The following is a 23,880-nucleotide window of genomic DNA, read 5'->3' as shown; positions in this document are numbered from 1 at the left end:
GCCTCCGCTATTTTTTCACTATTTTTATATTTTTCTCAGTTTCCTCAATGTGTATCGGCAATGTTGCTTCCAATGCTGTCAGAATCGCATCGCCATCTGAGAGTTTAAATACTCCACTAATTTTGAGGTTTGCAGCACTTTCATCAATTGTAATTTTTTTGCTTCTATAACGATTAAAACTGTCTATCACATGCGCTAACTGTTCGTCGTCGAAACGCAAGTATCCTGACCGCCAGCTATGCGCTTTTTCAACTTTTTCATCATTCTTTTTCGTAACGAGTGAACTAGATGCTTTGAAAGAAGCAACAGCCCCTGCTTCAAGGTAAAGAGGTGTATGTTCGGGCACGCTTGTGGGCGGGTTATCACTTTCTACCGCGACGACACCTTCAGACACGGAAATGTCGAATCCACTCTCAGATAGTTTTATGTTGAACTTAGTCCCCACCACTCTGACAGTTTTAGCGTTTGTGTAAATAAGAAAGGGTCTAGATTTATCTTTAGCAATATCAAAAAAAGCTTCCCCTTTTTCTAGCCATAACTCTCTTTTATTGCGTGTTAAATTGACTTTAATTTCAGTGGCAGTATTTAGTGTGATTTGAGAACCGTCGGAGAGACCTATATTACTAACCTCCCCAGTGGCTGTCGCATAGTGCTGTTCAATATTCAATGATTCTTTGGGTGCTGTACTTTCACTTTTCAAAAATAACAGGAAGCATGCGGCTACCAAAAAGACACTAGCTGCAAAATATCTTAAATGATAAAAGCGTCTTTCAAGCTTGTCTCGCCAGCTGCTTTTTTGGGATAGCTCTGGAGCGACTTCCCATATGGCTAATGCTTGTTCAAACGCCGCCCGATTGACATCGCTAGCCTCACACCAAGTGGTAATTTCTAACTCTTCTTTTGCTGTTAGCTCTCCACTATACAAGCGAGTTACGTATTCGCTTGCCTGCTGACTGATAAAGTTTTGCCTATTAATTTCAGAGCTCATTAATCTAAAACCTTATTTCTGATTGCAGTCAGCGCAGCTGCTATATATTTCTCGACCGTGCTTACTGATACGCCTAACATATCACTAATTTCACGATAGGATTTCCCCTCTACACGACATAGTATAAATGCAGATTTGTGGTAAGGATTAATACCATTTAGAACATGCTCAATTTCCGAGAGTTTTTCGAAAATCCCAGCTTGCTTTTCTGGTCCATGGTCTTTTTTTCCATGGTCAGCTTCAGAGAAACTTTCATGGGCATCATGCGCTCGAACTTTTGCTCTGCGCTCTCGATCAATAATCAAATTGGCAACGACGGTGAAAAGAAAGCTTCGAAATGTATCTTGTCGCTCCTCTGACTTGGCAGCCAGTCCGTCCATTGAAAATAACTTTGCGTACATTTCTTGTAGGATATCTTCAACTTCATGTGTGTTACCCCTGGCACGAACGCGAATAAAACGTCGTAACGCTGACTCATGCTCTCGTACTAACGCATACAGAGATGAATTGTCGTCTTGTTCTGAGGCCGTTACAGACGGCTGGGCGTTGAGATAAACTACTTTCACATTTTCGACATAGTTAGAATTCAATAAATACTTATACGCAGCTTAAACTAAAACCCTCCACCTTTTCAGCATGTAAAAAATAAAAAACCCGGCATAAGCCGGGTTTTTGCAATACAAAAAGCGTAAAAATTAACGCTTTGAGAATTGTGGACGCTTACGCGCTTTGTGTAGACCAACTTTCTTACGTTCAACGCGACGTGCGTCACGAGTAACGAAGCCAGCTTTACGAAGTGCTGGACGTAGTGCTTCATCATACTCCATAAGAGCACGAGTAAGACCGTGACGGATTGCACCCGCTTGACCGTTAGAACCACCACCTTTAACAGTGATGTATACGTCAAATTTTTCAGTCATTTCAACAAGTTCAAGTGGCTGACGAACAACCATGCACTCTGTTTCACGACCAAAGTACTCGTCAAGAGCGCGTTGGTTTACTTTAATGCTACCTGTGCCTGGACGTAGGAACACACGAGCAGTAGAACTTTTGCGGCGGCCTGTGCCGTAGTATTGAGTATCTGCCATGTTAATAGCTCCTTAAATGTCCAAAACTTGTGGTTGCTGTGCGGTGTGCTTGTGCTCTGCACCTGCGTAAACTTTCATTTTACGGAACATTGCGCGACCTAGAGGGCCTTTTGGCAACATGCCTTTAACTGCTTTTTCAATAACCATTTCTGGCTTGTGAGCAATTAGTTTTTCAAAGTTTGTCTCTTTAAGACCACCTGGGTAACCAGAGTGCGCATAGTACATTTTGTCTTGCGCTTTACGGCCTGTTACCGCAACTTTCTCAGCATTGATTACGACAATGTAATCACCAGTGTCCACGTGAGGCGTGTACTCTGGCTTGTGCTTACCACGAAGGCGTAGTGCGATTTCAGAAGCCAAACGGCCTAGAGTTTTGTCTGTGGCGTCTACCACATACCAGTCACGTTGTACCGTTTCTGGCTTAGCAACAAAAGTTTTCATTTTCAAATTCACCCGAATAATATCGTCGTTACTGATTTCTGAACACCAGAAATCACCTTAAAATCAACACAATGACCCCTTCGAGCCGGCTGATTCTTCCACCTTCCCAAAGGTGGGCGTAACTGGGCAGGGCGCGAATTATACAGGAATTGCAGGAAATGCGAACCCCTTAGAACAAAAAATATGGATAAAATTCCATCATCTGCCGATGACATAGAAACTGATTTGAGGTAACGTCGAACTGTTATATTTGGAACCGTTATAAAAACAAAAATGAAAACGCCCCGCTTCTTAGCTTCAATAATGATGCTTTCCATACTACTCGCACCCGCTGTAAACGCTAAGGAATTGGTGTACACACGTGCGTTTGCTGATAATGATTACGGCAATTACCAAGTAGCTGTGCTCAATGCTATATTTGAGGCAACTAAGGAGTATGGCGACATAACACTTGTTCCTCATCCCCAGCCCATGACGCAAAGTCGTCAGGTGGCTTCCCTATTAAACGGGGAGGCTGATGTAATATGGAGCGTAACGAATAAAGCGCGGGAACAGAAGCTAATACCTATTAGATTTCCCTTACTCAAAGGTTTTGCTGGCCTTAGGGTTTTTGTTATTCATCCTGCTCGTCAGAACGAACTTCACAAAGACGTTGATAGCCGAACGCTGAGAAACCTCACAATGGTCCAAGGTTCTGATTGGCCGGACATAGACGTCTTAACGGCAAATGGATTTAACGTTGAAGGAGAAGATTGGAGCTTGTGGTTTGGTTCAATGTATTCAATGGTCTCTCACAATCTCGTCGACGCCTTTCCCCGCAATATCATCGAAGTGCATCGAGATTTAGAACGCCATCAAGATAAACACGTCTCTTTAGAGCAGTTCCATCTACTAAAATATCCCAACTACGAGTACTTTTTCGTTAGGCCAGATCACCCAGCCCTGGCCAATAGATTGAGATTAGGTCTTATCAGGATACTAGAGAATGGGAAACTCGAACGTATTTTCAATAGCTTTGAAGGACACAGAAAGGCTGAATTGCTAGCTGATACTGAAAGAAGAAAAGTTCATCAACTCGACAACCCAACGATACCTTATCAACTGAATTATGCACGGTGGGACAAACACAGGGAGCTAGCGATTAGCGCACTCAAAAAGGAAATGTCCCAATAAAAAATAAGCACTTAAGGTTTTCTTAAGATTTCTCGTTTAGTGTTTTGATTGTTTTTTTATCAATGAGTATTTTATGCGTGTACTGCTTGTCGAAGACGATAGGCCGCTATCCAGCGCCCTTGCCCTTTCACTAAAGAATGCCAACTATACGGTAGACTGTGTTTATTCAGGCGCAGATGCCCTTGCAACGCTAAGAGCAGGCCAAAGTGATATTGTCATTCTTGACTTGGGTTTACCCGACTCAGATGGCCTCGACGTACTAAAATCTATTCGAAAGAAAAACGCAACACTTCCTGTATTGATCTTAACTGCACGGGATAAAACGCAGAACAAAATATCGGGTTTGGATGCAGGCGCCGACGACTACTTACCTAAACCGTTTGAAATAGAGGAACTGTTAGCTAGGATTAGAGTGCTGGAACGCCGCCTAAGCACAGCATCTCACACCATTGTTAGTGTTAAAAATGTCAGCCTTGATACTGCTCATCATACGCTTACTATCGACAACCAAAATGTTCACTTACCTCGGCGTGAACTTATGCTATTAAAAGCGCTTATTGAAAACGCAGGGCGCATACTAAGCAAAGATCAGCTTGAGAACAAACTCTATGAGTGGGGAGAGGAAGTGGCAAGTAATACAATAGAAGTACACGTGAGTAATTTGCGTAAAAAAATGCCTCCTGAATTTATTAAGACTATTCGAGGCGTCGGTTATTGCATTTCCAAATCGGGAGAGTGAATTGTCTTCAATTCGCCGCTTTCTAATACTTACACTGATCAGTGCGCTTGTTTTAGTGATATTTAGTGCTGCACTTAAAGGCTACCGTGCAACGCTAGGTATAGCAAATACCTTGTTGGATAACGAGTTAGTTGAGCTATCCCGCGCAATCGCATACGTAGATAGCGGCACTCGCACTCAGCAACAGACACTTTTCTTCCAGGTATGGAAACAAGGTAAGCTGGTTAGTTCATCTACTGACGCGCTCAGCACGCCGTTAACCAGCTTCTCCGAGGGCTTTTCTGAAGTAAACACACTGGGGACACGCTGGCGGGTACATACCCGGTTTAACCCGAATAATGATAGCTGGTATATGGTGGCTCAACCCGTAAGTAGCCGTTTCACGTTAACTGACTCGCTAACTGTAGCCGCCATCACCCCTTTTATAATGAGTGTGCCTATTCTAGCATTCATTCTCTTTTTTGGCATTACTTGGGGGCTATCGCCGTTAAAACACCTATCGAAACTTCTTGCCAGCCGACAGGTTAATGATTTTTCTACCATTGCGTTATCCCGTGAGCCCAGTGAACTCAGTCCCGTTGTCACTACATTAAACACGATGTTCACGCGACTGAATTCGGCATTCGAACGAGAGCAGCAATTCGCATCAAATGCCGCACATGAGCTTAGAACTCCGCTCAGCGTGATGAAAATAAACCTTCACAATATAGCGAACGAGTTAGGTGAAAAAGGCCACGTGTTGGCTCCGCTCAAAGCAGACACTGACAGAATGATCCACGCGGCAAATCAATTCCTTTTACTTACTCGTACAAGCCCAGAAACGTTTGCAGAACAGCGAGAACCTGTAAATGTGTATGTGGTCGCGCAAGAGGTAATTAGTGATTTATACGGCGCCATTGAAAATAAAAAGCAAGAAATAGCACTGGAAGGAGAAGAAGCATGGTTGCTAAGTTCTCAATTTGTTCTTTACACCTTGCTTCAAAACTTAGTGAGTAATGCGAGTAAGTACTCGCCTTGCGGTGCACAAATAATAATTAAGATTGAACGAAGGAAAGACGAGCTAATTTTAAGCGTCTGCGATTCTGGGCCAGGCATCCCTGCTGACCAGCGCGCTGTCGTGCTAAACCGATTCGAAAGAGCATCTAACAGCTCGCCTCATTCAGGAAGCGGCTTGGGGCTAGCCATTGTAGAGCAAATCGTTGTATTACACGGGGCTGAGCTCTCTTTAAATGATAGTTCGCTCGGAGGATTAGAAGTTAAGGTGGCATTTTCCAATGACTACATACTCTAAGATTTCTTTGTTCTATTTTTCAGCCCTTTGTGCTTTTTTTACGCCCCTGGCATTCGCTTTACCTGAAGTGGTCGTGGAAATTAAAGAGCACTTATTCTTTCCTCAGGAAGTGATTGTGCCTGCAGGGCAAAAAGTAAAGTTAACTTTTGTCAATTTCGATGATACCCCCGAAGAAATAGATAGCTTTTCGTTGAACAGAGAAAAAGTGATATTTGCAAAAAGCCGAGGAACCATCTTTATTGGCCCATTAAAAGCCGGTGAGTATCCTTTTTTCGGCGAGTTTCACCCTAATAGCGCAGTAGGAAAGGTAATAGTTAAAAGCAAAGAGGATACGCTGGATGCTAATTAATACTGTCGTTCTCTTCTTGCGTGACACCTTGCCCATATTCCTGCTTATTAGTGTATTGCTCGCGCTGCCGCGTGTGTCCACGCTTGCCGTTGCGTGGCGGGTGTTGCTACTGGTATTGCTCGCTGTATTTACATACCCCCAGCTAGGACTGGTTTCGCAGCTATCTGAGGGTGCAGGATTTGAGTATCTCAAATCAATACTGTTTTTGATTGCGTGGTTGGGTGTGTGCCTTGCTGCACTTTGGCCGTCACGCATGTCGAATAGGTTCAGTCTAGGCCTCACCCTGCTAGTAATAGGTATTGGCTTACCCAATTCGCTGCACTTTTTAGTTTATTTTGTTTCCGAGTTATCACGTAATAGTGATAGTACGTTATTGCTCTTGGGCACTATCATTGGTCTGGGTATAAGTATTAGCATCGCGATCCTACTTAATATTTTGCTCACCCACTTTGTTAGCAAGCGAGCGACATATTTTTTTGCAACCACATTTGTGGCAGCTCAAACCGCTAATATCGCATTATTATTGGAACAAACTGACACCTTCCCATCGCCAAGGCAGCTATGGGATAGCAGCACAATAATTAGCGACAATAGCGAATATGGTCATCTTCTGAATTCTCTCGTTGGCTATGAGGCTACGCCCTCGACGAGCTATTTATTGGTGTTTTTCTTCGCACTTATCGTGCCTAATTTAATTGCTTTCTTTTCTTCAAAAAAAAGATGCTCTGATGAAATTCAGGAGGTCGCACAGTGAGACGTTTTCTCCTTACCGCTATCGCATTATGCGCCATGTTTTCAAGTGTTGGTTATGCAGATAACTTTACCGTAGATAAGGTTTATCACCCTTATGTATTACCCTTTGAACGTGAGTTTGAGTGGCGACTTACCTCAAGGCAAAATGACAATGGCAATGTTTTAATGCAGCGCTTCTCATTCGGCCATGCACTTTCAGAGTTTATGATTCTCGAGACATACCTTGTCGGTGCGCGGGATGAAAATGAAGATTTTGGCTTAGAAAGCTACGAAGTAGAGTTGCGTTGGATGATGACAGAACAAGGGCGATACTGGGCTGACTGGGCAACGCTGTTTGAGCTGGAAAAGCAGCACAATACCGATGACTGGGAAGTGAAAGCGGGGATATTAACAGAAAAAGAATTTGGCCAATTCAGTTTAACAACTAACATTAGCTTGGTGTACGAATGGGGGCAAACTGTTGAAAGTGAATGGGAAAGCGAATTTAAAGCCAAGTTTAGGTATCGCTGGATCCCTGAAGTGCAACCGGGATTGGAAATGTATGTAGCAGAGGACTTTATCGGGGTTGGTCCAGCGTTCATGGGGATAAAACGCTTTGACCGACAGAAGCAGTTAAAATGGGAACTGGGCTTCATTGCCGGACTAAATGGTGACAGTAAAGATCACACACTTCGCATGTCGTTGGAATACGAATTTTAATGCAAGATTGCACTTTAGCGCCCAACTTAAGCTTTCCTTAAGGTTCAACATTTAAAGTGCACGTCATTCGATGATTTACCAAATATTCTTATGCACCAGTTTGACGTTAGTGTTGTTTTACCTGCTAAAAATGAAGCCAAAAACCTTTCTGCTTTGTTACGAGAAATTGCAGACGTGGTTCCAAATACAACAACAGAAATTATTGTTGTTGATGACGGTAGCAGCGACGACTCACTATCCTTACTGCATAACCTTTCGAACACCTTGCCGGTAAGTTGTCGTGTCATCGTCCACCCTATGAGCTGCGGTCAAAGCACTTCGGTTTTTCACGGTGTATTACAGGCAAAAGGAAAGTGGATCATCACCCTTGATGCTGATGGGCAAAATGATCCTGCTGATATACCGCGACTTATTCGCGCAGCTAAAGACACTAATGCAGCGCACTTCTGCGTTATCGGACATCGTAAAAAGCGAAAAGATACCCCATGGAAGCGATTTCAGTCTAAAGTTGCCAATCTTGTTCGCCAGTGGATCCTACAAGACGACACACCAGACACGGGCTGTGGCTTGAAGCTCCTCCCAAGAAGTACATTTTTACTTTTACCCTACTTCGACCATATGCACCGATATATTCCCGCTTTAACTAAAAGGCTTGGGGGAGAAGTGGTATGTGTATCGGTCAATCATCGCGCGCGTTTAGAAGGTAAATCAAATTACACCGCGTGGAATCGTGGCTGGGCAGGGCTCATTGATATGCTTGGCGTTAGATGGCTAATGTACAGAAACAAACTTAATCACATTGCCAGCGGAATTGGTCATGAAGACTAATATTCGCCGCCGCAAAAGCTACATACAGTTTTTCATCGGGGCAGCAAGCATCGCGCTTATCTGCTATGTGTCGTTTGAGGTCACTGGTGAAGTATGGAAGCACGGTGATGATACAGATTGGTTGAATGCCTATATTTCAAATTTGAATTGGCAATCGCTGTGCATGATACTAAGTGGTTGTGTGGTGCTTTTAACCATGGGTTTCCCCCGTCAGGCAGTCAGTTTTTTTTGCGGAGTGGGCTTTGGTGCACTGCAGGGAGGATTAATTGCCTTGTTGCTAACGGTATTGTCTGCATGTATAGCCTACGCATTAGCAAATGGCCCTCTGCGCTCACTCGCCGTTCGTCTTTTAGGTTCAAAATTAAAACCTGTTGAAAACAAACTAGCCAAGCGAAGTTTTCGCAATGTGTTAATTGTTCGTTTATTCCCTGTAGGCTCAAACTTAATCACAAACGCCGTCGCAGGTGTGCTAAGCGTTCCGTTTGTCCCGTTTATTGTTGCAAGTGCAATCGGCTTTGCGCCTCAAACTTTTTTGTTTACCTTGCTTGGAAGCGGTTCTCGATTTGTCAGCTCCCTCGAACAGCCTTTGCAAATTGGTGGCTTAATCATTAGCCTCCTTCTACTTCTATCCTTATCAGGCATTTCTCGTAGGAGTGAGCCGTCGTGAGGCTTCCTCTTAATTTAAATAGCCATGCATCTACCCTGTTCTTTGTTGCCTGTGCTCTGATATTTATTGGTCTGGGTTTCAGAGATGCTTGGCCACCCGATGAGCCTCGATTCGCCTTGGTCGCAAAAGAGATGGTGAACAGCGGGCAATGGCTTGTACCCATGCGCGGTGGCGAAATTTATCCGGACAAGCCCCCTGTGTTTATGTGGTGTATTGCCTTCTTTTACCTTATAACGGGTAGCCTGAAGGTGGCTATGCTCCTACCTAACGCTATCGCAAGCCTTGTCACTTTGGCGCTTACCTACAAGCTATCACTAAGACTTGCCAGTGAAAAAGCGGCAATGTTGAGTATGCTCGTACTTCTACTGAGCCCTCAGTTTCTTATTCAAGCCAAATTTGCTCAAATAGATGCTCTTGTCGCCTGCTTTATCTGGATTGGCGTCTACGGACTCATTCAGCACTTTTATGTGCATGTTAATTGGCGGTGGTACTTTACAGCATGGTTCTTTATGGGGCTTGGGATCATAACCAAAGGCGTTGGCTTTTTACCTGTTCTTTTATTTATTCCCATTGCATTTTTCGCATTTACCAGCGGCTCACATCGCGGCCAGTGGACATTGCGTATGTTGTTTGGCCCCTTAGTCATGCTTTCAGTTGTGGCGATGTGGCTTGCACCTCTGCTTTATCTTGGCTTGATAAAACAAGAGCCTCAAATACAACAATACTTGTCGAATATTTTGTTTAAACAAACGGCTGAGCGATATACCAATGCCTGGCACCACATAGAGCCCTGGTATTACTATATTGTTGAAGTTATTCCTGTATTTTGGATAACTCCAATTGCCATACTTGTATCAAAAGCTAAGTCGTTAAAAGATGTACTTATTCACAACCCCGCTTACTCATCCCTGTTTATATGGGTAATGTTGGTCATCATTTTCTTTAGTATCAGCCCAGGTAAACGTGGTGTTTATGTTCTACCGGCACTGCCTGCGTTGAGTATGGTTGCAGGTCAGGTACTTGCTAATTCAACTGTATCAAGAGGGTTGGTACTTTTTGCACGCGCAGTTACTTCGTTAATCTCTGCCGTTTTATTGATTGCTGGCTTAGCACTGCTTTTTCACGAGCCCACCGCTGTTAAGCTGATGACGCGCTTTGACAGCGACAGCGAAACCCTTGTTCGTTTAAGCATAGTATTACTTGCACTCGGTTTCGCTGGGCTTTGTACTCATATTGTCTACTATGTTCACAATAAAAAGCGCAAAACAGTGGATGGAGAATTACTCGCCCGCCAATTACTGGCTTGGCTTTTCATTTTAACTGTAATTCCTTCCACATTCGGTGCATGGCTGCTAAACGACTACCGTACTCCCCGTATAGTTCTTCAAAATGCAGAAAGCCACATAAGTAATATGTTGACGAAGGATTCAACTGCCTTCGAGGTAGGGATAGTCAGCTTTAAAGAACAGTATTTGCTTTATTCACCTTTTGGAGTGTCTCATTTTGGTTACCATACCCCGAAAGAGGTAGAGAACGGTACAGCTTGGGCTTGGCTGGCTGATACTTCCGAGCCTTCGCGCGAGCTAACAAATATTTCAGGCCAGCGGGTTAGACCGCCAATGCGTCAACGCTTTTTGTTAGTTCCAAGTGACTACAAATTTCAATGTGTAGACTTATCACAAGCCACTTCACTGGGTGTAGCCCACCGTGACGAATGGTTATTGCTTCCTGCCACTGCAGCGAACGCTACCTGTGATTTACCGGCTAATGGCCCAGTTTTTAATAGCTATGACGGCTCGAGCGATTAATTAGCTTGGGCGTTCTTATACATTTTGGACTGACATTTATAAAAGTTTCTCCCACTTAAGGTTCTCTTAAGGTCTCGCGTAAATACTTATGACATCGCAAAACTAATGAGCCTGTCTATGAGTTACGTTTTAGCTTCTGTTCCAACCCAGATTGCTGGACAGCAATCTGCGATTGTCTCAAAGGAAAAGCCCGCTATAACCTTTATCGCGGCAAAACATGGACATAATGCCCGTCGCCGTATTGAAGAGTTTATAGCAAGTGGTTTTAAAGCTCGCTACAACGCACGAGTGACTTCCTTTATGCCTATGCTGTTTGCTCTTGAAGCTAAGGGGGTTAAAGCCGCCGCAGGCGCAAGATTTGCCGCAAACGACGGTCAGCATAATTCTCTTTTTATAGAGCAATACCTTAACACTTCGGTGGAAACTGCCCTCACCTTACAAGGGATAACCGTAAACAGAGCGCATATTGCTGAAGTTGGTAACCTTTTTAGCAGTGCATCACGCTATACCCTCCCTTTGTTATTTGCCTTGTTCTTCGTTTTAAAACGATGTGGTAGCAAATACCTGGTTTTCAGTGCGACCTCACAACTCACCGCTTTACTCATGGGCGCGGGTATTCAACTCCTGCCCCTTGTTAAAGCCGATGTATCAAAACTTAAAGGGAATAGCGATGACTGGGGCACCTATTATGGTACCGCCCCTCAGGTTACTGCCCTGTCGCTAAATCACGTAACCCAACACATTATTGGCTGCCCTGAACTTAATGCTCATTACCAACGTGCAATTGCACTTATTTCCGCAAATGTGGATGCGTTAACGCAAAGTATGTGCACAAAAAAGGAAACGGCGTATGTTGCTTAATCAGTATATAAACGGGCACGACGATGACGTTGCGCTGAAATGCAAAGACGGTTCAATGACTTACCGCGCCCTTTTGAACGCCGTCGAGAACCTCGCAAGCTGGATAACAAACCACAATGCCGAGAGGGTAGGCATTGCCTTTGACAATAGCTTTGCATGGGTGATTGCTGATTTAGCCTGCCAACAGGCTGACGTCTGCTGTGTCCCCGTTCCGCTATTTTTTAGCGCTTCCCAACAAGAGCATGTATTGGATGAGAGCCAGTGTCACTTTTTATTGACCAATCGCGGTGGCGAACTAAGTGAATGGAGTGAGTCTCCGACTGTTATTGATAGCGAAAACGACATTGTCGCTCATCCACTCAAACATGACTCTCGTGTATACACACCTGTAGGTACCAACAAAATAACCTTTACTTCTGGCTCTACGGGCTCACCGAAAGGCGTATGCCTGTCAACTGAATCGCAATGGAAAGTTGCCCATTCTATTGAGCGCGCTGTTCAACCAGAAATAGTGAACCACCTGTGTTTGCTGCCATTGTCTACCCTACTTGAAAATATTGCAGGTGTTTACGCCCCTCTGCACCACGGCGGCACGGTTTATTTAGCAACGGCATCTGAACGCGGATTTCAAGGAAGCAAACTCGTCAATCCAAACGCACTGCTGTCACTGATAGACCGCGTTCAACCAACGTCTGTGATCTTGGTGCCCGACTTACTAATGGTGCTAGTACAGGCATGTAATCAGGGCTGGACACCGACTTCATCACTAATTTTCATTGCTGTTGGCGGTGCGCATGTATCACCCACTTTGCTGGCGCAAGCTCAAGCGAAGGGACTACCAGTATTTGAAGGTTATGGCTTATCTGAAGCGGTATCAGTATCAACATTGAACACGCCCAATTGCAATACGATGGGCAGTGCCGGAAAAACGCTTGGTCATAATCAACTGCACATTGAAGAGGGTGAAATTGTAGTTACAGGCAACCACTTTCTGGGCTATCTGAATCAACCTTCCTCATTTTATCCGACCCAGGTCAGAACCGGCGATTTAGGCTTTTTTTCTGACAACACACTTACGCTGAATGGGCGTATAAAAAACATAATGGTGAACAGCTTTGGCAGAAATGTATCGCCAGAGTGGATTGAATCTTTATTGCTGGGAACAGGACTGTTTAGGCAGGCTTTGGTGTATTGCGAAGCTAAACCCTACTGTGTTGCGCTCCTCGTACCCGCTTCCAATACTATTTCTAATACACAAATTCAAAGCGCCGTTGCACTTATCAATAAGCAGTTACCTGACTATGCGCAAGTTGTTAGTTTCGCCACCATCGGTCTTTGCACGCCAGAAAACCAACTGCTTACCCCAACGGGAAAACTGAAACGTGACGCAATAATTACCCGCTACGCGACTGACTTAGACAAGCTCTACCAGGGCCAAGACCAACACCAGTACAGCGTTCAAAGTACAACAGCATTTTCTTCTCAATTTGTTATCAAGGAATAATTTATGAATTTCTATCAGCAACTTCAAAGCAACACCGAACATGCCAGACAGTCATTCTTACAGGCGCCGATTATACAGCGCTGCTTTAACGGTGATTTTAACCTAAACGACTATATTGCCTTTCTTCAACAGGCCTATCATCACGTTAAGTTTACTGTTCCACTGCTTATGGCTACAGGTGCCAAACTCAACGAAGATAAGGAATGGCTAAGAGAAGCAATCGGTGAATACATTGAAGAAGAAATGGGTCACCAAGAGTGGATCCTTAACGACCTTGCAGCCTGTGGCGTTGATAAAGAACAGGCGAGGAAAAGTCAGCCTGCACCCGCCACCGAATTAATGGTTGCCTATGCTTTTGATGCAATAGCACGCAAAAACCCACTGTATTTTTTTGGCATGGTATTCGTTTTAGAGGGCACAAGTATTGCGCTTGCCGACGCGGCTGCCAAACAAATCAAAGACAAGTTATCACTGCCTAAATCAGCGTTTAAATACCTTACCTCTCACGGTGCGCTCGACCAAGAGCACATTGTTTTCTTTGAAGGTCTTATGAACAAAATTACTGACCCCAAAGAGCAGCAAATGATCATTCACAGCGCGACCATGTTTTATCGCTTATACGGAGATATCTTTCGCGAATTAACACCCGAACACGGCTTGGAACAGGTTGCTTGAATTCAAGGGTTTACTTCTGGTGCTTATCCCACGAGGTAAACTGCTAACACGTTAAGGTAAATACAATGAATATTCAGTGGCGTAATCACGTGGTGCTTCTTACAGGTGCTACTGGCGGTATTGGTAAAGCAATAGCCAAGGCGCTTGATGAAAAAGGCGCGCACATTATCCTAACTGGCAGAAGTAAGGCAAAGCTCGAACAGCTGCAACAAAATTTACCCCTTCATCATACTGCCATTGTGGCTGACATTACGTCAGATGAAGGCAGAGATAGAGTAGTAAGTGCCTGCCAACGACTTCCTTTAAGTATTCTGGTTAACAATGCTGGCATTACCTATGTGGGCAAGTTTGAGGGCACCCCAATCGAGTCAATTGTGTCGACAAATATGCTGGCTCCGATGCTACTAACCCAACGCCTACTGCCGTTACTCGAACGTAGACCGTCTGCGCACGTTGTGAATGTAGGCTCTGCTTTTGGAAGCATAGGATTTGCTGCGCACGGAACCTACTGCGCAACTAAATTCGCTTTGAAAGGCTGGACGGAAGCGATGCACAGAGAATTCAGCGATAGCAAAATTAAATTTCACTATTTAGCGCCACGCGCAACGCGTACCGACATAAATGACGATCGCGCTAATGCGCTAAATGAGGCATTGGGCAACCAGACAGACGAGCCTGATGCAGTAGCACAAGCATTCATTAAACAGTTAGAAAACAATTTGCCAAGGGTCGCGCTCGGACGTGCTGAACGCTTTTTTGCCAAGCTTAACGCGCTAGTTCCCAGTGTTGTTGACAATGCGCTGGCAAAGAAACTCCCAACAATTAAACGCTATGCCTTTCAAAAAACGCAATCACAAGACAAACAGACCAGCGCTCAAAACGATACCCGCCTGGGTAACAAGCTGGTTTAACACGAGGACATTATTATGAAGAAATTAACCACGCTTAGCTCCACGGTAATTCTGGGACTCGGTCTGGCATTAAGTCACACTGCTTTGGCTCAAGCTAACGAAGTCACAGAAAGTACAGCGCCGACATCAGTCTTAAGCGAAACAGCAACCAGCCCTTTAAAAACACTTCAACATCAGTGGGCACATATTAACTATGAACTTGATGATGCAGAAAAGGAAAAAGCATTCGTCGCCCTTATTAATACCGCTAAATCTTTCGTAAAGGCAGAACCCAATAACCCTGAGCTATTGATTTGGCAAGGCATAATTCAATCCAGTACGGCCGGTGCCAAGGGGGGACTTGGTGCTCTGGGCTACGCAAAGGATGCTCGTAAGAGTTTCGAACATGCAATGCGATTAGATGAAAATGCACTCTCGGGCTCAGCGATGACCAGTCTAGGCGTGCTGTACCATAAGCTTCCAGGTTGGCCTATTAGCTTTGGTAACGACAAAAAAGCTGAGAAATTGCTGAAGCATGCACTTGAAATAAACCCTGACGGGATAGACCCCAACTATTTCTACGCCGAGTACTTGTTCGATAACGGAAAATACGAGCAAGCGCTAAAGTTTGCCAAGAAAGCGCTCGACGCCCCAGCGCGCGCAGATCGTCCTATTGCAGATTCAGGTCGCAAAAGAGAGATCGCTTTATTGGAAGCGAAAATAGCGAGAAAAAGTTAGTCACCCCAAAGGTATACAGGGAAAGGCAATACTCTTATTGCCTTTCCATTTTCAACAAGTATTAGATTTTCGCTGCAAATACCGTTAGATTAGCCGCCGATTCAACGATAATTTATGAAATTACTAACAATTTCGTCGAGTTATCTCATTTATTCCTAACTACCTCTATCTTATAAAGGCGGCTTTTCATGCAGAAAAAGAATTTCTTCTCTCCTTTTCTATTCATCCTTCTTACAACGCTGTCGATATCTAAGGTTCATGCAAACACCCCTGATTTACTACCGTTGCAACTCGCGTGGGCAAAAACGAACTATGAGCTTGAAGGTGAAGCCCAATTAGAGGCTTTTTCTGCACTGATCGCGCAGGCGAAAGTGTTAGTCGAACAATCGGAAAATAGCGCAGAAGCACTGACTTGGCTGGCTATCTCTCAGTCAAGTACTGCAAGTGCGAAAGGCGGTTTAGGTGCCCTAGACTTTGCTGAAAGTGCGAAGGATAACTTAGAACGTGCCATTGAAAAAGAGGAAGCGGTTTTAGAAGGAACGGCATTGACCGTTTTAGCTGCGCTCTATCATAAAGTGCCCGGCTGGCCAGTGAGCTTTGGAAGCGATAAGAAGGCGAAAAAATTATTTAAGCGTGCATTAGAGATTAACCCAGAAGGCATGGACCAGAACTTCTTTTATGCAGAGTACCTTTTCGACGAAGGTGAATACAAAGAAGCGCAAACCTTTTTGACCCGTGCTCAAAACGCGCCTGAAAAAGCCAATCGTCCACTAGCAGATAAAAAACGCAGAGAAGAGATTGCGACACTTCAGGCGAAATTGGATCAAAAAGCGTAGTTTCATCTGCTGTATGCGGGGCTATCGTGCCTCGCCAATTGAGTTCGAAATAAGCAATATCCCCTGCTTTATACGTGTAGAAAGGTGAATTTAACGCCTTTCTACACGTATAAAGCGCATACATAGGTGGCACTTATCTCCATGTATAAATTGTAAACAGTTCTCATTCGGTATCAGCACTCCTATTATGAAAGAAAAAAGGAGTGGCTCAATGCCTAAAATCCCACGTTCCTCAGACAACGACTATACCCAAGAGATGAGCCGAACACGCCGCGAGTTTATTGCACGCGAAACCGGCAGCCAGCTAAATCACCTAGGACACTATTCTATCCCCCCCGAAACTTTGGCGGGAAACATAGAAAACTTCGCAGGCGTTGCACAGGTGCCTATTGGATTTGCAGGCCCAATGCTAGTGAACGGAGAGCACGCGAAAGGTGAGTTCTATGTTCCGATGGCAACAACAGAGGGTACATTAACAGCCAGCTACAGCAGAGGCATGCGTCTAACAAGAGAAGCAGGCGGAATTACGACTACCGTTATTGACGATGCTATGCAGCGAGCGCCCATGTTTGCGTTTTCCGATGCACGTGAAGCTCTGGCATTTGGCAGGTGGGTGGAGCGAAACTTTGAAGCCATCAAACGCGCTTGCGATAGTACCACCAGCGTGGGCAAACTAAGGGATATTGAGCAGTATGCTGCATCTAAGTTACGCTGGCTTAGGTTCAACTTCACCTGCGGTGATGCGGCTGGGCAAAACATGGTAAGCAAAGCTACCAAAGCAGGCTGCGAGTGGGTACAGGCAAACTATTCGGGCCCTATTGAACACTTTGTGCTGGCAGCAAACCTTGATACCGATAAAAAACATTCTCACTTAAACTCGCTGCATACCCGCGGAAAGCGTGTTGTAGCAGAGATAACACTGCCAAAACAACTTATGACGGACATCATGCATTGCCCACCAGAAGCTTTGTTTAAACAGCGTCAATATTCAAATATGGGCGCATTGATGGCAGGTAGTGTTAATAACGGCGCCCACTTCGCTAATGGTATTACCGCCATGTTTATTGCTTGCGGTCAGGACGTTGCCAACGTTGCTGAATCGTCGGCAGGGTTTACCTACGCTGAAATTTTGCCAAATGGTGACTATTACTTCTCTGTTACTATTCCATCGCTAATCGTTGCTACCTATGGCGGCGGAACGGGTCTGGCAACACAAAACGAATGTTTAAGCGTACTTGGCTGTACAGAAAGAGGTAGCGTTAATAAGTTTGCTGAAATTGTTGCGGCAACCGTGCTATGTGGCGATCTGTCTTTAGGTTCTGCTGTGGTAGCGGATGAATGGGTAAGCAGTCATGAGCGACTAGGTAGAAACCGTTAGAGGCCCTAAACAGCAGGACTATTGGGGCGCGTAACCACAAAGTACGCGCCTATTCCCATAAATAAACCTATGCCTATGTAAGCTGGAATGGGCATTGACGCAAACAGGCAAACTAAAATAAAGCTCACCAGCATGCTGCAGCACGCAATGCATTTTACCTTTTTGGATATTGCACCGTGTTTGCGCCACGCAACAAGGCTTGGCCCATATTTGGGATGGTAAATTAGCCAATACTCAAGACGCGGTGAAGATTTAGTAAAACAGAAAAGCGCACCTATCAAAAATACCGTGGTCGGCATTACAGGCAAAAAAGCTCCGATAATACCGAGAAGCGTTAAAAACAACCCCAGCGTTGAATATAGTATTTTTTTCATAAAACGGTTACGCCCAATTCAGTCCAACTCCTTGGTAAGTGTCATGACTTAACACCAGCGACACACCCTTCCAATATGCCAATTTTATACTCAGATATTAGATAAAGTGGATCTACATTGCTTTGTCGTAAATCAAACCTACTCTATAACCATACGCCAAAATAATGAAGTTTCCATCTACATTGGTCTAATTTACTTTGATGCGAATTGACACCTATCCATCTACGTTGCTGCACACCATAACTCTCGCTTACTGATATTGATTACAACACGACATATGGCATACAACTATAGATGAACAATAATAAAAACTGTTATCATTTATACTAAAGTATTGGCTTTTCATCACGCTCTTTTTATCACACAACACTTGGATTTTTTTGCAATGAAATATTTAGCCGCGCTAATAGCTGCTTCGTTGACCTCCCCTGCTTTATCACAAGACATTGAACCCCCTTCGGATACGAGTGAAATATCACCCGCGAAATCCGACCAAGTAGAGCATGTGGTAGTGACTAGCAGAGCGATCAATCTATATCGCAATGGTAACTCATCTACAGGTAAGTTAAGTGTTGACCCACTTAATTCAACCCAACAAATCACTACAATCAACGAAAGCTTGATACGCGATCAGGGTGCGCGCAATGCAAAAGATATTTATCGTAATATTGCTGGTGTTAGCCAATTTAGCTATGCCGGTGTAACTGCACGTGGTTTCAGGCAAGAGGAAATTTTCTTCGATGGCTTGCGCGGCGATCCTTATGTAGGTTTTAACGTGCCTCAGCTATTTAATATTGAGCGCGTCGACTTTTTGAAGGGCCCTGCCGGAATGCTCTATGGACCAGGAGCGCCAGGTGGTTTGTTTAATTACGTCACTAAAAAACCTTCGTCAGAATTCGACGCTAACGTTAGAGCCATTGCTGGTTCGCATGCTCGCTTTGGAGGCTCAGCAGAAATAAATGGGGCAATTAATGACAACCAAAACGCCCGTGCAGGTGTTTTTTATGAGCAGCAAGATACTTATCGCGACAACAGCGACAGTGAAGTATTTATTTTCGACTCTGGCTATACGTACGACCTTCAAGGCCAGCTACTAACGCTTCAATACACCCATTACTCACAAGATTTGGGTGCCAATCGACTGCGCGGCGTGCCCGTTGACGACAGCGGTAATTTTCTCACAAATCCAGACTGGAATCATAATGAAGCCAGTGATTTCCTAAATTTGCGCTCCGACTCTGTTCAGCTCTCTCTGGAAGGACAGCTTAGCGATGCAATAAGTTACAATACTCGTTTGCGCTACATAGATAATGAACAAGAGCAGAACTACCACGAACCACGCGCACTGATTGATAGCGATGGAGATAGGAACATAGACCTTGTTGGCCGTGAATTTAGGGATCAATTACGCGAACAAGAGCAACTTAGCTTTGGCGCCAACTTTGTGTATTCAGGCGAGTGGCTGGGTGCAGACCATAGAACGGCGCTCGGCGTTGACCTTTATAAAGGAAAAGAGGATGCGCTTTTAGGTGGCACTGCGTTTGAGCAAGACTTTATTCTTCGCTACCTAAGCGGGACTTCACTAGACTCAGATATCATTCCACTAACCCTTACTAACCCTGGCTACGGTATAACGCAGCCTGAAAACTACAATATACAATTCAGACCATTGAGCACAACGGAGCAAACGCTCAACGGTGCCTATGTAATGAATGAACTTGCTTGGGAACAATTTACCTTTGTTGCAGGTGTGCGCTACGACCAGTTTGAAGATGAAACGTCTAGTGCTGTTTTCGACGATTCGAATGTAAGTTTTCGAGTTGGCGGTATTTATAAAATTAATTCTAATGTTTCATTTTATGGTCAATGGGCAGATTCTTACGAACCTCAGTCGGTCAGTAATCAGCAAGTTCAGGCGGGCGGACCGTTTGAACCAACCAGCGGAGACATTATTGAAGGTGGTGTGAATGCAGAGTTGTTCGATGAAACCACCTTACTGCGATTGGCCGTGTATCAAATCACTAGGCAAAATCTCCTTCAGTCTACCGGCGAGGATCCTGAAGGCGACGGCATTGATAATGTTGCGCCCGTGGGTGAAGTAACCAGTGACGGGTTTGAAGTTGAGATTATCAGTGACATAACACCCAATTGGATCTTGAGTGTCGCATATAGCTACAACGACGCTCGAATTACCGCAGACAATGGCGGTGGCGGCATTACCAATAGTGTCGGCGATCGCTTCGCTAACGCCCCTCAGAATCAATTTGGTTTCTGGACGCGTTACCAAGTACCAGAATGGGATCTCGCCTTTGCCTTTGGCGGAAACTATGTGGACGACCAACTGAGCCTGTCTGGTCAGAATGTGAAGTCATATTTCGTTGCTGATGCGTCGATAACTTGGGAAGTAGACAACTACAGCATCCTGTTTAGGCTAGATAACCTATTTGATAAAGAGTATGCAGAGTCTGGTTTTATTGCGCGAACAGGTCACTTCCCTGGGAACCCGAGAAATGGTTTTGTAGAATTCACCTACAAGTGGTAATCCACTAAGCCATTTAAAAATGGGATTGGCTAAGCTTTTGAATTACGCTTCTGAATTAACTTTTTGCGTTAAACTCTTGAGCTTAGCCCTTACTCTATTAAATTAAACTCAGTGCTTTTAGCAAACCACAATATTAAATTCACTTAGCATTGGAAGACTGTTTGACCTCCTGCCAAAGCGCTTCCATTTCATCAAGCGTCAATGCGTCGAGCTTCTCGCCCTGTTCAGCTGCCAAGCGCTCTACGCCTTTAAAACGGTTAGCAAACTTGTTACTGGCGTTTCGAAGTGCGGTATCAGCATCTACCTTACAATGCCTTGCCAAATTAACCATGGCGAAAAGGGCATCGCCAATTTCTTCTTCAATAGCTTGTTGGTTATCGTTCGCGCCACTATTTAATGGCGCTTCACCAGTACGCATTGCTTCTCGTGCTCGCTGCTTGAAATCCAGCTCTTGCTGAATTTCTTCCACTTCTTCACGTACTTTATCAATTACAGGCGCGGCATCAGGCCAGTCAAAGCCTACCTTTGCACAGGCTTTTTGCAGCTTTTGTGCATACATAAGTGCTGGCATACCCTTGGGTACGCTATCTAGAATACTGCTTTCTACGGCCTCGCCGTCTTGCTTTGAGCGCTGCTTTTTGAGCTGCTTTTCTTGGGCTTTAATCGCGTCCCACTGCGCATTCAAAGCGCTGTCGTTCAATTGGGTACGTTCGACCGTGCCGTCTTCATTTGTATCGCCTGCTCCCTCTGATGCGAGTGGATTGGCAAAAACATGAGGGTGACGGCGCACAAGCTTATCGCTAATGCTTTGCGCCACATCGTCAAAAGAAAATGCGCTAGATTCACTGGCTATCTGCGCGTAAAACACTACTTGAAACAGCAAATCACCCAACTCATCTTTAATGTCGTGCATATCACCAGTAGCAATAGCGTCAGCCACTTCGTAGGCTTCTTCTATGGTGTAACGAGTTAGGCTTTCCATGGTTTGTTTCACATCCCACGGACACCCAGATTGCGGGTCGCGCAGCTGCGCCATAATCCCAAGCAGCCGCTGCATTTCGCTAAGCTTAGTTTTGTTTGCGTTTTGCATCGGTCACGCCTTTAAGCTGTCGCAATCGGGTTAGCACTTTAGACACCGTATCGAGATCCTGAACCTCTATCGAAATAGTGATAAGCGCCGTCTGTCTGTTTTTATCACTTAAACTGTTTACCCCCAAGAGCGGCACGTTTTCATTCGCCAATACCGTAGTAATATCGCGCAGCAGGCCGGTTCTATCGTGACAAAATATATCTATGCCTGTCTCAAAGCCTACTTTCAGCTCTTGTGACCAATTCACTTCTATCTGGCGCTCAGGGTGTTGTGACAACAAGTGCTGCAACTGATCGCAGCTTTCTTTGTGAACACTCACGCCACGGCCTTGTGTGATATAGCCTAAAATAGCTTCGCCTGGTACCGGCTTACAGCAATTCGCTAACTGGCTCATTAAGTGGCCCACGCCCTGTACCACCACCGCATCTTTTTTGCCTGATCCGGCTGCAGTTTTACGCGTTTTAACCTTAGGGCTAATTTCCGGCTCTGGGGCTGGCGGCTCCTGCAAGTGATGAATAAAGTTAATCACCTGCATAACGCGTACATCACCGGCACCTACCGCAGTGTACAAGTCATCGAGGGTTTGTAAGTTAAACTTCTCAAATGCTTCATTAGGTACTTTGGCAGGTAAGTGGGCACGCTGAAGTTCGCGTTCTAGCAGCTCTTTACCGGCAGCAAGGTTTTTGTCTCTGTCCTGCTTTTTAAAGAAGGAATGGATAGTGGCACGCGCCCGTGATGAATGCACATAGCCAAGACCTGGGTGCATCCAGTCGCGGCTTGGGTTTGGCTCTTTTCCGGTAAGTACTTCTATCTGGTCGCCACTTTGCAGTAAATAAGTGAAAGGGACTATTCGCCCATTCACTTTTGCGCCAATACAGCGATGTCCCACATTACTGTGAATATAGTAAGCAAAATCAAGCGGCGTAGCGCCTTGGGGAAGGTCAATAACATCGCCTTTTGGTGTGAACACATACACCCTATCGTCAAACACCTGGCTGCGAAGTTCTTCAACTAAATCGCCAGATTCGGCCACTTCCTCTTGCCACGCTAATATGCGGCGAAGCCAGTTTATGCGCTCGTCATAGCCTGACTGCTTGCCCGTGCTACCCTCTTTATATTTCCAGTGTGCAGCCACACCCAGCTCTGCATCCTGATGCATTTTCTGGGTGCGAATTTGAATCTCAACCGACTTCCCTTCAGGCCCCACAATAACCGTGTGAATAGACTGATATCCGTTAGGTTTAGGCGTTGCGATATAGTCGTCGAACTCGTTAGGTAAGTGCTTGTAGCTGGCGTGAACCGTACCCAGCGCGGCGTAACAATCTTGAAGTCGCTCCGCAATGATTCGTACCGCCCGAATATCAAAAAGCTGCTCAAAAGTAAGGCGCTTTTTCTGCATTTTTTTCCAAATGCTGAATATGTGCTTAGGACGACCGTAAACGTCTGCGCGGATGTGCTCGCTATCAAGTAAACCTTGCAAATCACTAACAATAGTTTCTATATACTCAGCGCGCTCTCGGCGCTTGCCGTCAAGCTGATGAGCTATTTGCTTGTAGGTGATGGGATGCAAATAGCGAAACGCAAGATCTTCAAGCTCCCACTTTAACTGACCAATGCCCAAACGGTTTGCCAATGGCGCATAGATGCTGGCACACTCTCGGGCCACCATAACGCGAGTTTCTTCGTCGGCTTTTTTAACCTGTTGCAATGCACAAATGCGTTCTGCCATTTTAATTACAACGGCACGCACGTCTTCTACCATCGCCAGCAGCATACGACGAATACTGTCTATATGCTGTTCATCTGACTTCTCAGTAAAACCAGAGCCATTTACCTTACGGGCATGAAGAGACTTAATGGCATCCATTCGGCGAACACCAACGATCAAGTCGCGTATTTCCCCGCCAAACTCATCAACAATATCGTCTTCACTTAATGCGTGCTGTTCACAATAAGGAAAAACCAGGGCTGCCTGAAGCGTTGCATCGTCCATGTTAAGCTGACATAAAATTTCAACCATTTCCTGACCAACCAATAGTCGTTCAGGAATAGATGACACTGCACTTAGCTTGTCCTTGGTTTCTTCACTTAATTCAAGGCTATCTAACCACGCTTCAAAGGGCGGGCGGTCGGCTTCGTGGACCTTTCTTGTCGATACCATATCCTTT

Annotated in this window: 24 protein-coding genes; 17 read left to right on the top strand and 7 right to left on the bottom strand. The window is 45.0% G+C overall.

The window, feature by feature from the left end:
• Window positions 1-7: 7 nt before the first annotated feature.
• From V7R42_RS05215 to rplM, 4 genes are all read right to left on the bottom strand, one after another.
• A complete protein-coding gene (locus V7R42_RS05215) occupies window positions 8-988 on the bottom strand; it encodes a FecR family protein (RefSeq protein ID WP_334019144.1) in 981 nt (326 codons plus the stop codon).
• Window positions 988-1,578, bottom strand: a complete 591-nt coding sequence (locus V7R42_RS05210; protein WP_334019143.1) for an RNA polymerase sigma factor — start codon at window positions 1,576-1,578, stop codon at window positions 988-990. Before V7R42_RS05210 ends, V7R42_RS05215 begins: the two co-directional genes overlap by 1 nt.
• 105 nt (window positions 1,579-1,683) lie before the next feature.
• A complete protein-coding gene (gene rpsI, locus V7R42_RS05205) occupies window positions 1,684-2,076 on the bottom strand; it encodes a 30S ribosomal protein S9 (protein WP_014948330.1) in 393 nt (130 codons plus the stop codon).
• 12 nt (window positions 2,077-2,088) lie between these two features.
• A complete protein-coding gene (rplM, locus tag V7R42_RS05200) occupies window positions 2,089-2,517 on the bottom strand; it encodes a 50S ribosomal protein L13 (RefSeq protein ID WP_014948329.1) in 429 nt (142 codons plus the stop codon).
• A 351-nt stretch (window positions 2,518-2,868) separates the two neighbouring features.
• On the opposite strand from rplM, the gene V7R42_RS05195 reads away from it, so the two are divergent.
• The 16 genes from V7R42_RS05195 (at window position 2,869) to V7R42_RS05120 (ending at window position 17,706) form a co-directional block, all read left to right on the top strand.
• Window positions 2,869-3,690 carry a hypothetical protein gene (locus V7R42_RS05195; protein ID WP_334019142.1) on the top strand — a complete coding sequence of 274 codons (822 nt, stop codon included), beginning with the start codon at window positions 2,869-2,871 and terminating at the stop codon, window positions 3,688-3,690.
• Window positions 3,691-3,763: 73 nt separating this feature from the next.
• Entirely contained in the window at window positions 3,764-4,429 is a 666-nt protein-coding gene (locus V7R42_RS05190; RefSeq protein ID WP_334019141.1) for a response regulator transcription factor, read from the top strand.
• A 1-nt stretch (window position 4,430) separates the two neighbouring features.
• Window positions 4,431-5,720 (top strand): sensor histidine kinase, encoded by a 1,290-nt coding sequence (locus tag V7R42_RS05185; protein WP_334019140.1) that lies wholly within the window; start codon window positions 4,431-4,433, stop codon window positions 5,718-5,720.
• A complete protein-coding gene (locus V7R42_RS05180; protein WP_334019139.1) occupies window positions 5,704-6,069 on the top strand; it encodes a cupredoxin domain-containing protein in 366 nt (121 codons plus the stop codon). The genes V7R42_RS05185 and V7R42_RS05180 overlap by 17 nt, the downstream gene beginning before the upstream one ends.
• A complete protein-coding gene (locus V7R42_RS05175) occupies window positions 6,059-6,823 on the top strand; it encodes an FTR1 family iron permease (protein WP_334019138.1) in 765 nt (254 codons plus the stop codon). Before V7R42_RS05180 ends, V7R42_RS05175 begins: the two co-directional genes overlap by 11 nt.
• Entirely contained in the window at window positions 6,820-7,521 is a 702-nt protein-coding gene (locus tag V7R42_RS05170; RefSeq protein WP_438823632.1) for a hypothetical protein, read from the top strand. The genes V7R42_RS05175 and V7R42_RS05170 overlap by 4 nt, the downstream gene beginning before the upstream one ends.
• A 90-nt stretch (window positions 7,522-7,611) precedes the next feature.
• A complete protein-coding gene (locus V7R42_RS05165) occupies window positions 7,612-8,349 on the top strand; it encodes a glycosyltransferase family 2 protein (RefSeq protein WP_334019137.1) in 738 nt (245 codons plus the stop codon).
• On the top strand, window positions 8,339-9,016 hold the full coding sequence (locus V7R42_RS05160) for a TVP38/TMEM64 family protein (protein WP_334019136.1): 678 nt from the start codon (window positions 8,339-8,341) through the stop codon (window positions 9,014-9,016). The genes V7R42_RS05165 and V7R42_RS05160 overlap by 11 nt, the downstream gene beginning before the upstream one ends.
• On the top strand, window positions 9,013-10,824 hold the full coding sequence (locus V7R42_RS05155) for an ArnT family glycosyltransferase (RefSeq protein WP_334019135.1): 1,812 nt from the start codon (window positions 9,013-9,015) through the stop codon (window positions 10,822-10,824). Before V7R42_RS05160 ends, V7R42_RS05155 begins: the two co-directional genes overlap by 4 nt.
• A 117-nt stretch (window positions 10,825-10,941) precedes the next feature.
• Window positions 10,942-11,685: a thermostable hemolysin gene (locus V7R42_RS05150; protein ID WP_334019134.1), complete on the top strand. Its 744-nt coding sequence runs from the start codon at window positions 10,942-10,944 to the stop codon at window positions 11,683-11,685.
• The gene (locus V7R42_RS05145) at window positions 11,675-13,189 is read left to right on the top strand and encodes an AMP-binding protein (RefSeq protein WP_334019133.1); all 1,515 of its coding nucleotides are present in this window, start codon (window positions 11,675-11,677) and stop codon (window positions 13,187-13,189) included. The genes V7R42_RS05150 and V7R42_RS05145 overlap by 11 nt, the downstream gene beginning before the upstream one ends.
• A 3-nt stretch (window positions 13,190-13,192) precedes the next feature.
• Window positions 13,193-13,864, top strand: a complete 672-nt coding sequence (locus tag V7R42_RS05140) for a TenA family transcriptional regulator (protein WP_334019132.1) — start codon at window positions 13,193-13,195, stop codon at window positions 13,862-13,864.
• A gap of 65 nt (window positions 13,865-13,929) precedes the next feature.
• Window positions 13,930-14,775 carry an SDR family oxidoreductase gene (locus V7R42_RS05135; RefSeq protein WP_334019131.1) on the top strand — a complete coding sequence of 282 codons (846 nt, stop codon included), beginning with the start codon at window positions 13,930-13,932 and terminating at the stop codon, window positions 14,773-14,775.
• 15 nt (window positions 14,776-14,790) lie between these two features.
• Complete coding sequence (locus tag V7R42_RS05130) at window positions 14,791-15,492, top strand: tetratricopeptide repeat protein (protein ID WP_334019130.1); 702 nt, start codon at window positions 14,791-14,793, stop codon at window positions 15,490-15,492.
• A gap of 188 nt (window positions 15,493-15,680) precedes the next feature.
• Window positions 15,681-16,328, top strand: a complete 648-nt coding sequence (locus tag V7R42_RS05125; protein ID WP_334019129.1) for a hypothetical protein — start codon at window positions 15,681-15,683, stop codon at window positions 16,326-16,328.
• A gap of 211 nt (window positions 16,329-16,539) precedes the next feature.
• A complete protein-coding gene (locus tag V7R42_RS05120) occupies window positions 16,540-17,706 on the top strand; it encodes a hydroxymethylglutaryl-CoA reductase (protein ID WP_334019128.1) in 1,167 nt (388 codons plus the stop codon).
• 5 nt (window positions 17,707-17,711) lie between these two features.
• Here the strand turns inward: V7R42_RS05120 and V7R42_RS05115 are convergent, their stop codons facing one another.
• Window positions 17,712-18,080: a YbaN family protein gene (locus V7R42_RS05115; RefSeq protein WP_334019127.1), complete on the bottom strand. Its 369-nt coding sequence runs from the start codon at window positions 18,078-18,080 to the stop codon at window positions 17,712-17,714.
• Window positions 18,081-18,465: 385 nt separating this feature from the next.
• On the opposite strand from V7R42_RS05115, the gene V7R42_RS05110 reads away from it, so the two are divergent.
• A complete protein-coding gene (locus V7R42_RS05110; RefSeq protein WP_334019126.1) occupies window positions 18,466-20,622 on the top strand; it encodes a TonB-dependent siderophore receptor in 2,157 nt (718 codons plus the stop codon).
• A gap of 139 nt (window positions 20,623-20,761) precedes the next feature.
• On the opposite strand, the gene mazG is transcribed toward V7R42_RS05110, so the two are convergent.
• Together mazG and relA are read right to left on the bottom strand one after the other, a co-directional pair.
• Entirely contained in the window at window positions 20,762-21,712 is a 951-nt protein-coding gene (gene mazG / locus V7R42_RS05105; RefSeq protein WP_334019125.1) for a nucleoside triphosphate pyrophosphohydrolase, read from the bottom strand.
• The gene (gene relA / locus V7R42_RS05100; RefSeq protein ID WP_334019124.1) at window positions 21,690-23,873 is read right to left on the bottom strand and encodes a GTP diphosphokinase; all 2,184 of its coding nucleotides are present in this window, start codon (window positions 23,871-23,873) and stop codon (window positions 21,690-21,692) included. Before relA ends, mazG begins: the two co-directional genes overlap by 23 nt.
• Between the last annotated feature and the right edge of the window lie 7 nt (window positions 23,874-23,880).

This window comes from Alteromonas sp. S015, from assembly GCF_036864485.1.
GTDB lineage: Bacteria > Pseudomonadota > Gammaproteobacteria > Enterobacterales > Alteromonadaceae > Alteromonas.
The sequence above is the reverse complement of the archived record's forward strand: the minus strand, read 5'-3'. Positions and strand labels throughout refer to the sequence as shown.

Excerpts from the sequence above, each read along its gene's own strand:
- V7R42_RS05215 (WP_334019144.1), bottom strand. The coding sequence starts at position 988 with ATGAGCTCTGAAATTAATAGGCAAAACTTTATCAGTCAGCAGGCAAGC.
- rpsI (WP_014948330.1), bottom strand. The coding sequence starts at position 2,076 with ATGGCAGATACTCAATACTACGGCACAGGCCGCCGCAAAAGTTCTACT.
- rplM (WP_014948329.1), bottom strand. The coding sequence starts at position 2,517 with ATGAAAACTTTTGTTGCTAAGCCAGAAACGGTACAACGTGACTGGTAT.
- V7R42_RS05190 (WP_334019141.1), top strand. The coding sequence starts at position 3,764 with ATGCGTGTACTGCTTGTCGAAGACGATAGGCCGCTATCCAGCGCCCTT.
- V7R42_RS05180 (WP_334019139.1), top strand. The coding sequence starts at position 5,704 with ATGACTACATACTCTAAGATTTCTTTGTTCTATTTTTCAGCCCTTTGT.
- V7R42_RS05175 (WP_334019138.1), top strand. The coding sequence starts at position 6,059 with ATGCTAATTAATACTGTCGTTCTCTTCTTGCGTGACACCTTGCCCATA.
- V7R42_RS05165 (WP_334019137.1), top strand. The coding sequence starts at position 7,612 with ATGCACCAGTTTGACGTTAGTGTTGTTTTACCTGCTAAAAATGAAGCC.
- V7R42_RS05160 (WP_334019136.1), top strand. The coding sequence starts at position 8,339 with ATGAAGACTAATATTCGCCGCCGCAAAAGCTACATACAGTTTTTCATC.
- V7R42_RS05150 (WP_334019134.1), top strand. The coding sequence starts at position 10,942 with ATGAGTTACGTTTTAGCTTCTGTTCCAACCCAGATTGCTGGACAGCAA.
- V7R42_RS05145 (WP_334019133.1), top strand. The coding sequence starts at position 11,675 with ATGTTGCTTAATCAGTATATAAACGGGCACGACGATGACGTTGCGCTG.
- V7R42_RS05140 (WP_334019132.1), top strand. The coding sequence starts at position 13,193 with ATGAATTTCTATCAGCAACTTCAAAGCAACACCGAACATGCCAGACAG.
- V7R42_RS05135 (WP_334019131.1), top strand. The coding sequence starts at position 13,930 with ATGAATATTCAGTGGCGTAATCACGTGGTGCTTCTTACAGGTGCTACT.
- V7R42_RS05130 (WP_334019130.1), top strand. The coding sequence starts at position 14,791 with ATGAAGAAATTAACCACGCTTAGCTCCACGGTAATTCTGGGACTCGGT.
- V7R42_RS05125 (WP_334019129.1), top strand. The coding sequence starts at position 15,681 with ATGCAGAAAAAGAATTTCTTCTCTCCTTTTCTATTCATCCTTCTTACA.
- V7R42_RS05120 (WP_334019128.1), top strand. The coding sequence starts at position 16,540 with ATGCCTAAAATCCCACGTTCCTCAGACAACGACTATACCCAAGAGATG.
- V7R42_RS05115 (WP_334019127.1), bottom strand. The coding sequence starts at position 18,080 with ATGAAAAAAATACTATATTCAACGCTGGGGTTGTTTTTAACGCTTCTC.
- V7R42_RS05110 (WP_334019126.1), top strand. The coding sequence starts at position 18,466 with ATGAAATATTTAGCCGCGCTAATAGCTGCTTCGTTGACCTCCCCTGCT.
- mazG (WP_334019125.1), bottom strand. The coding sequence starts at position 21,712 with ATGCAAAACGCAAACAAAACTAAGCTTAGCGAAATGCAGCGGCTGCTT.
- relA (WP_334019124.1), bottom strand. The coding sequence starts at position 23,873 with ATGGTATCGACAAGAAAGGTCCACGAAGCCGACCGCCCGCCCTTTGAA.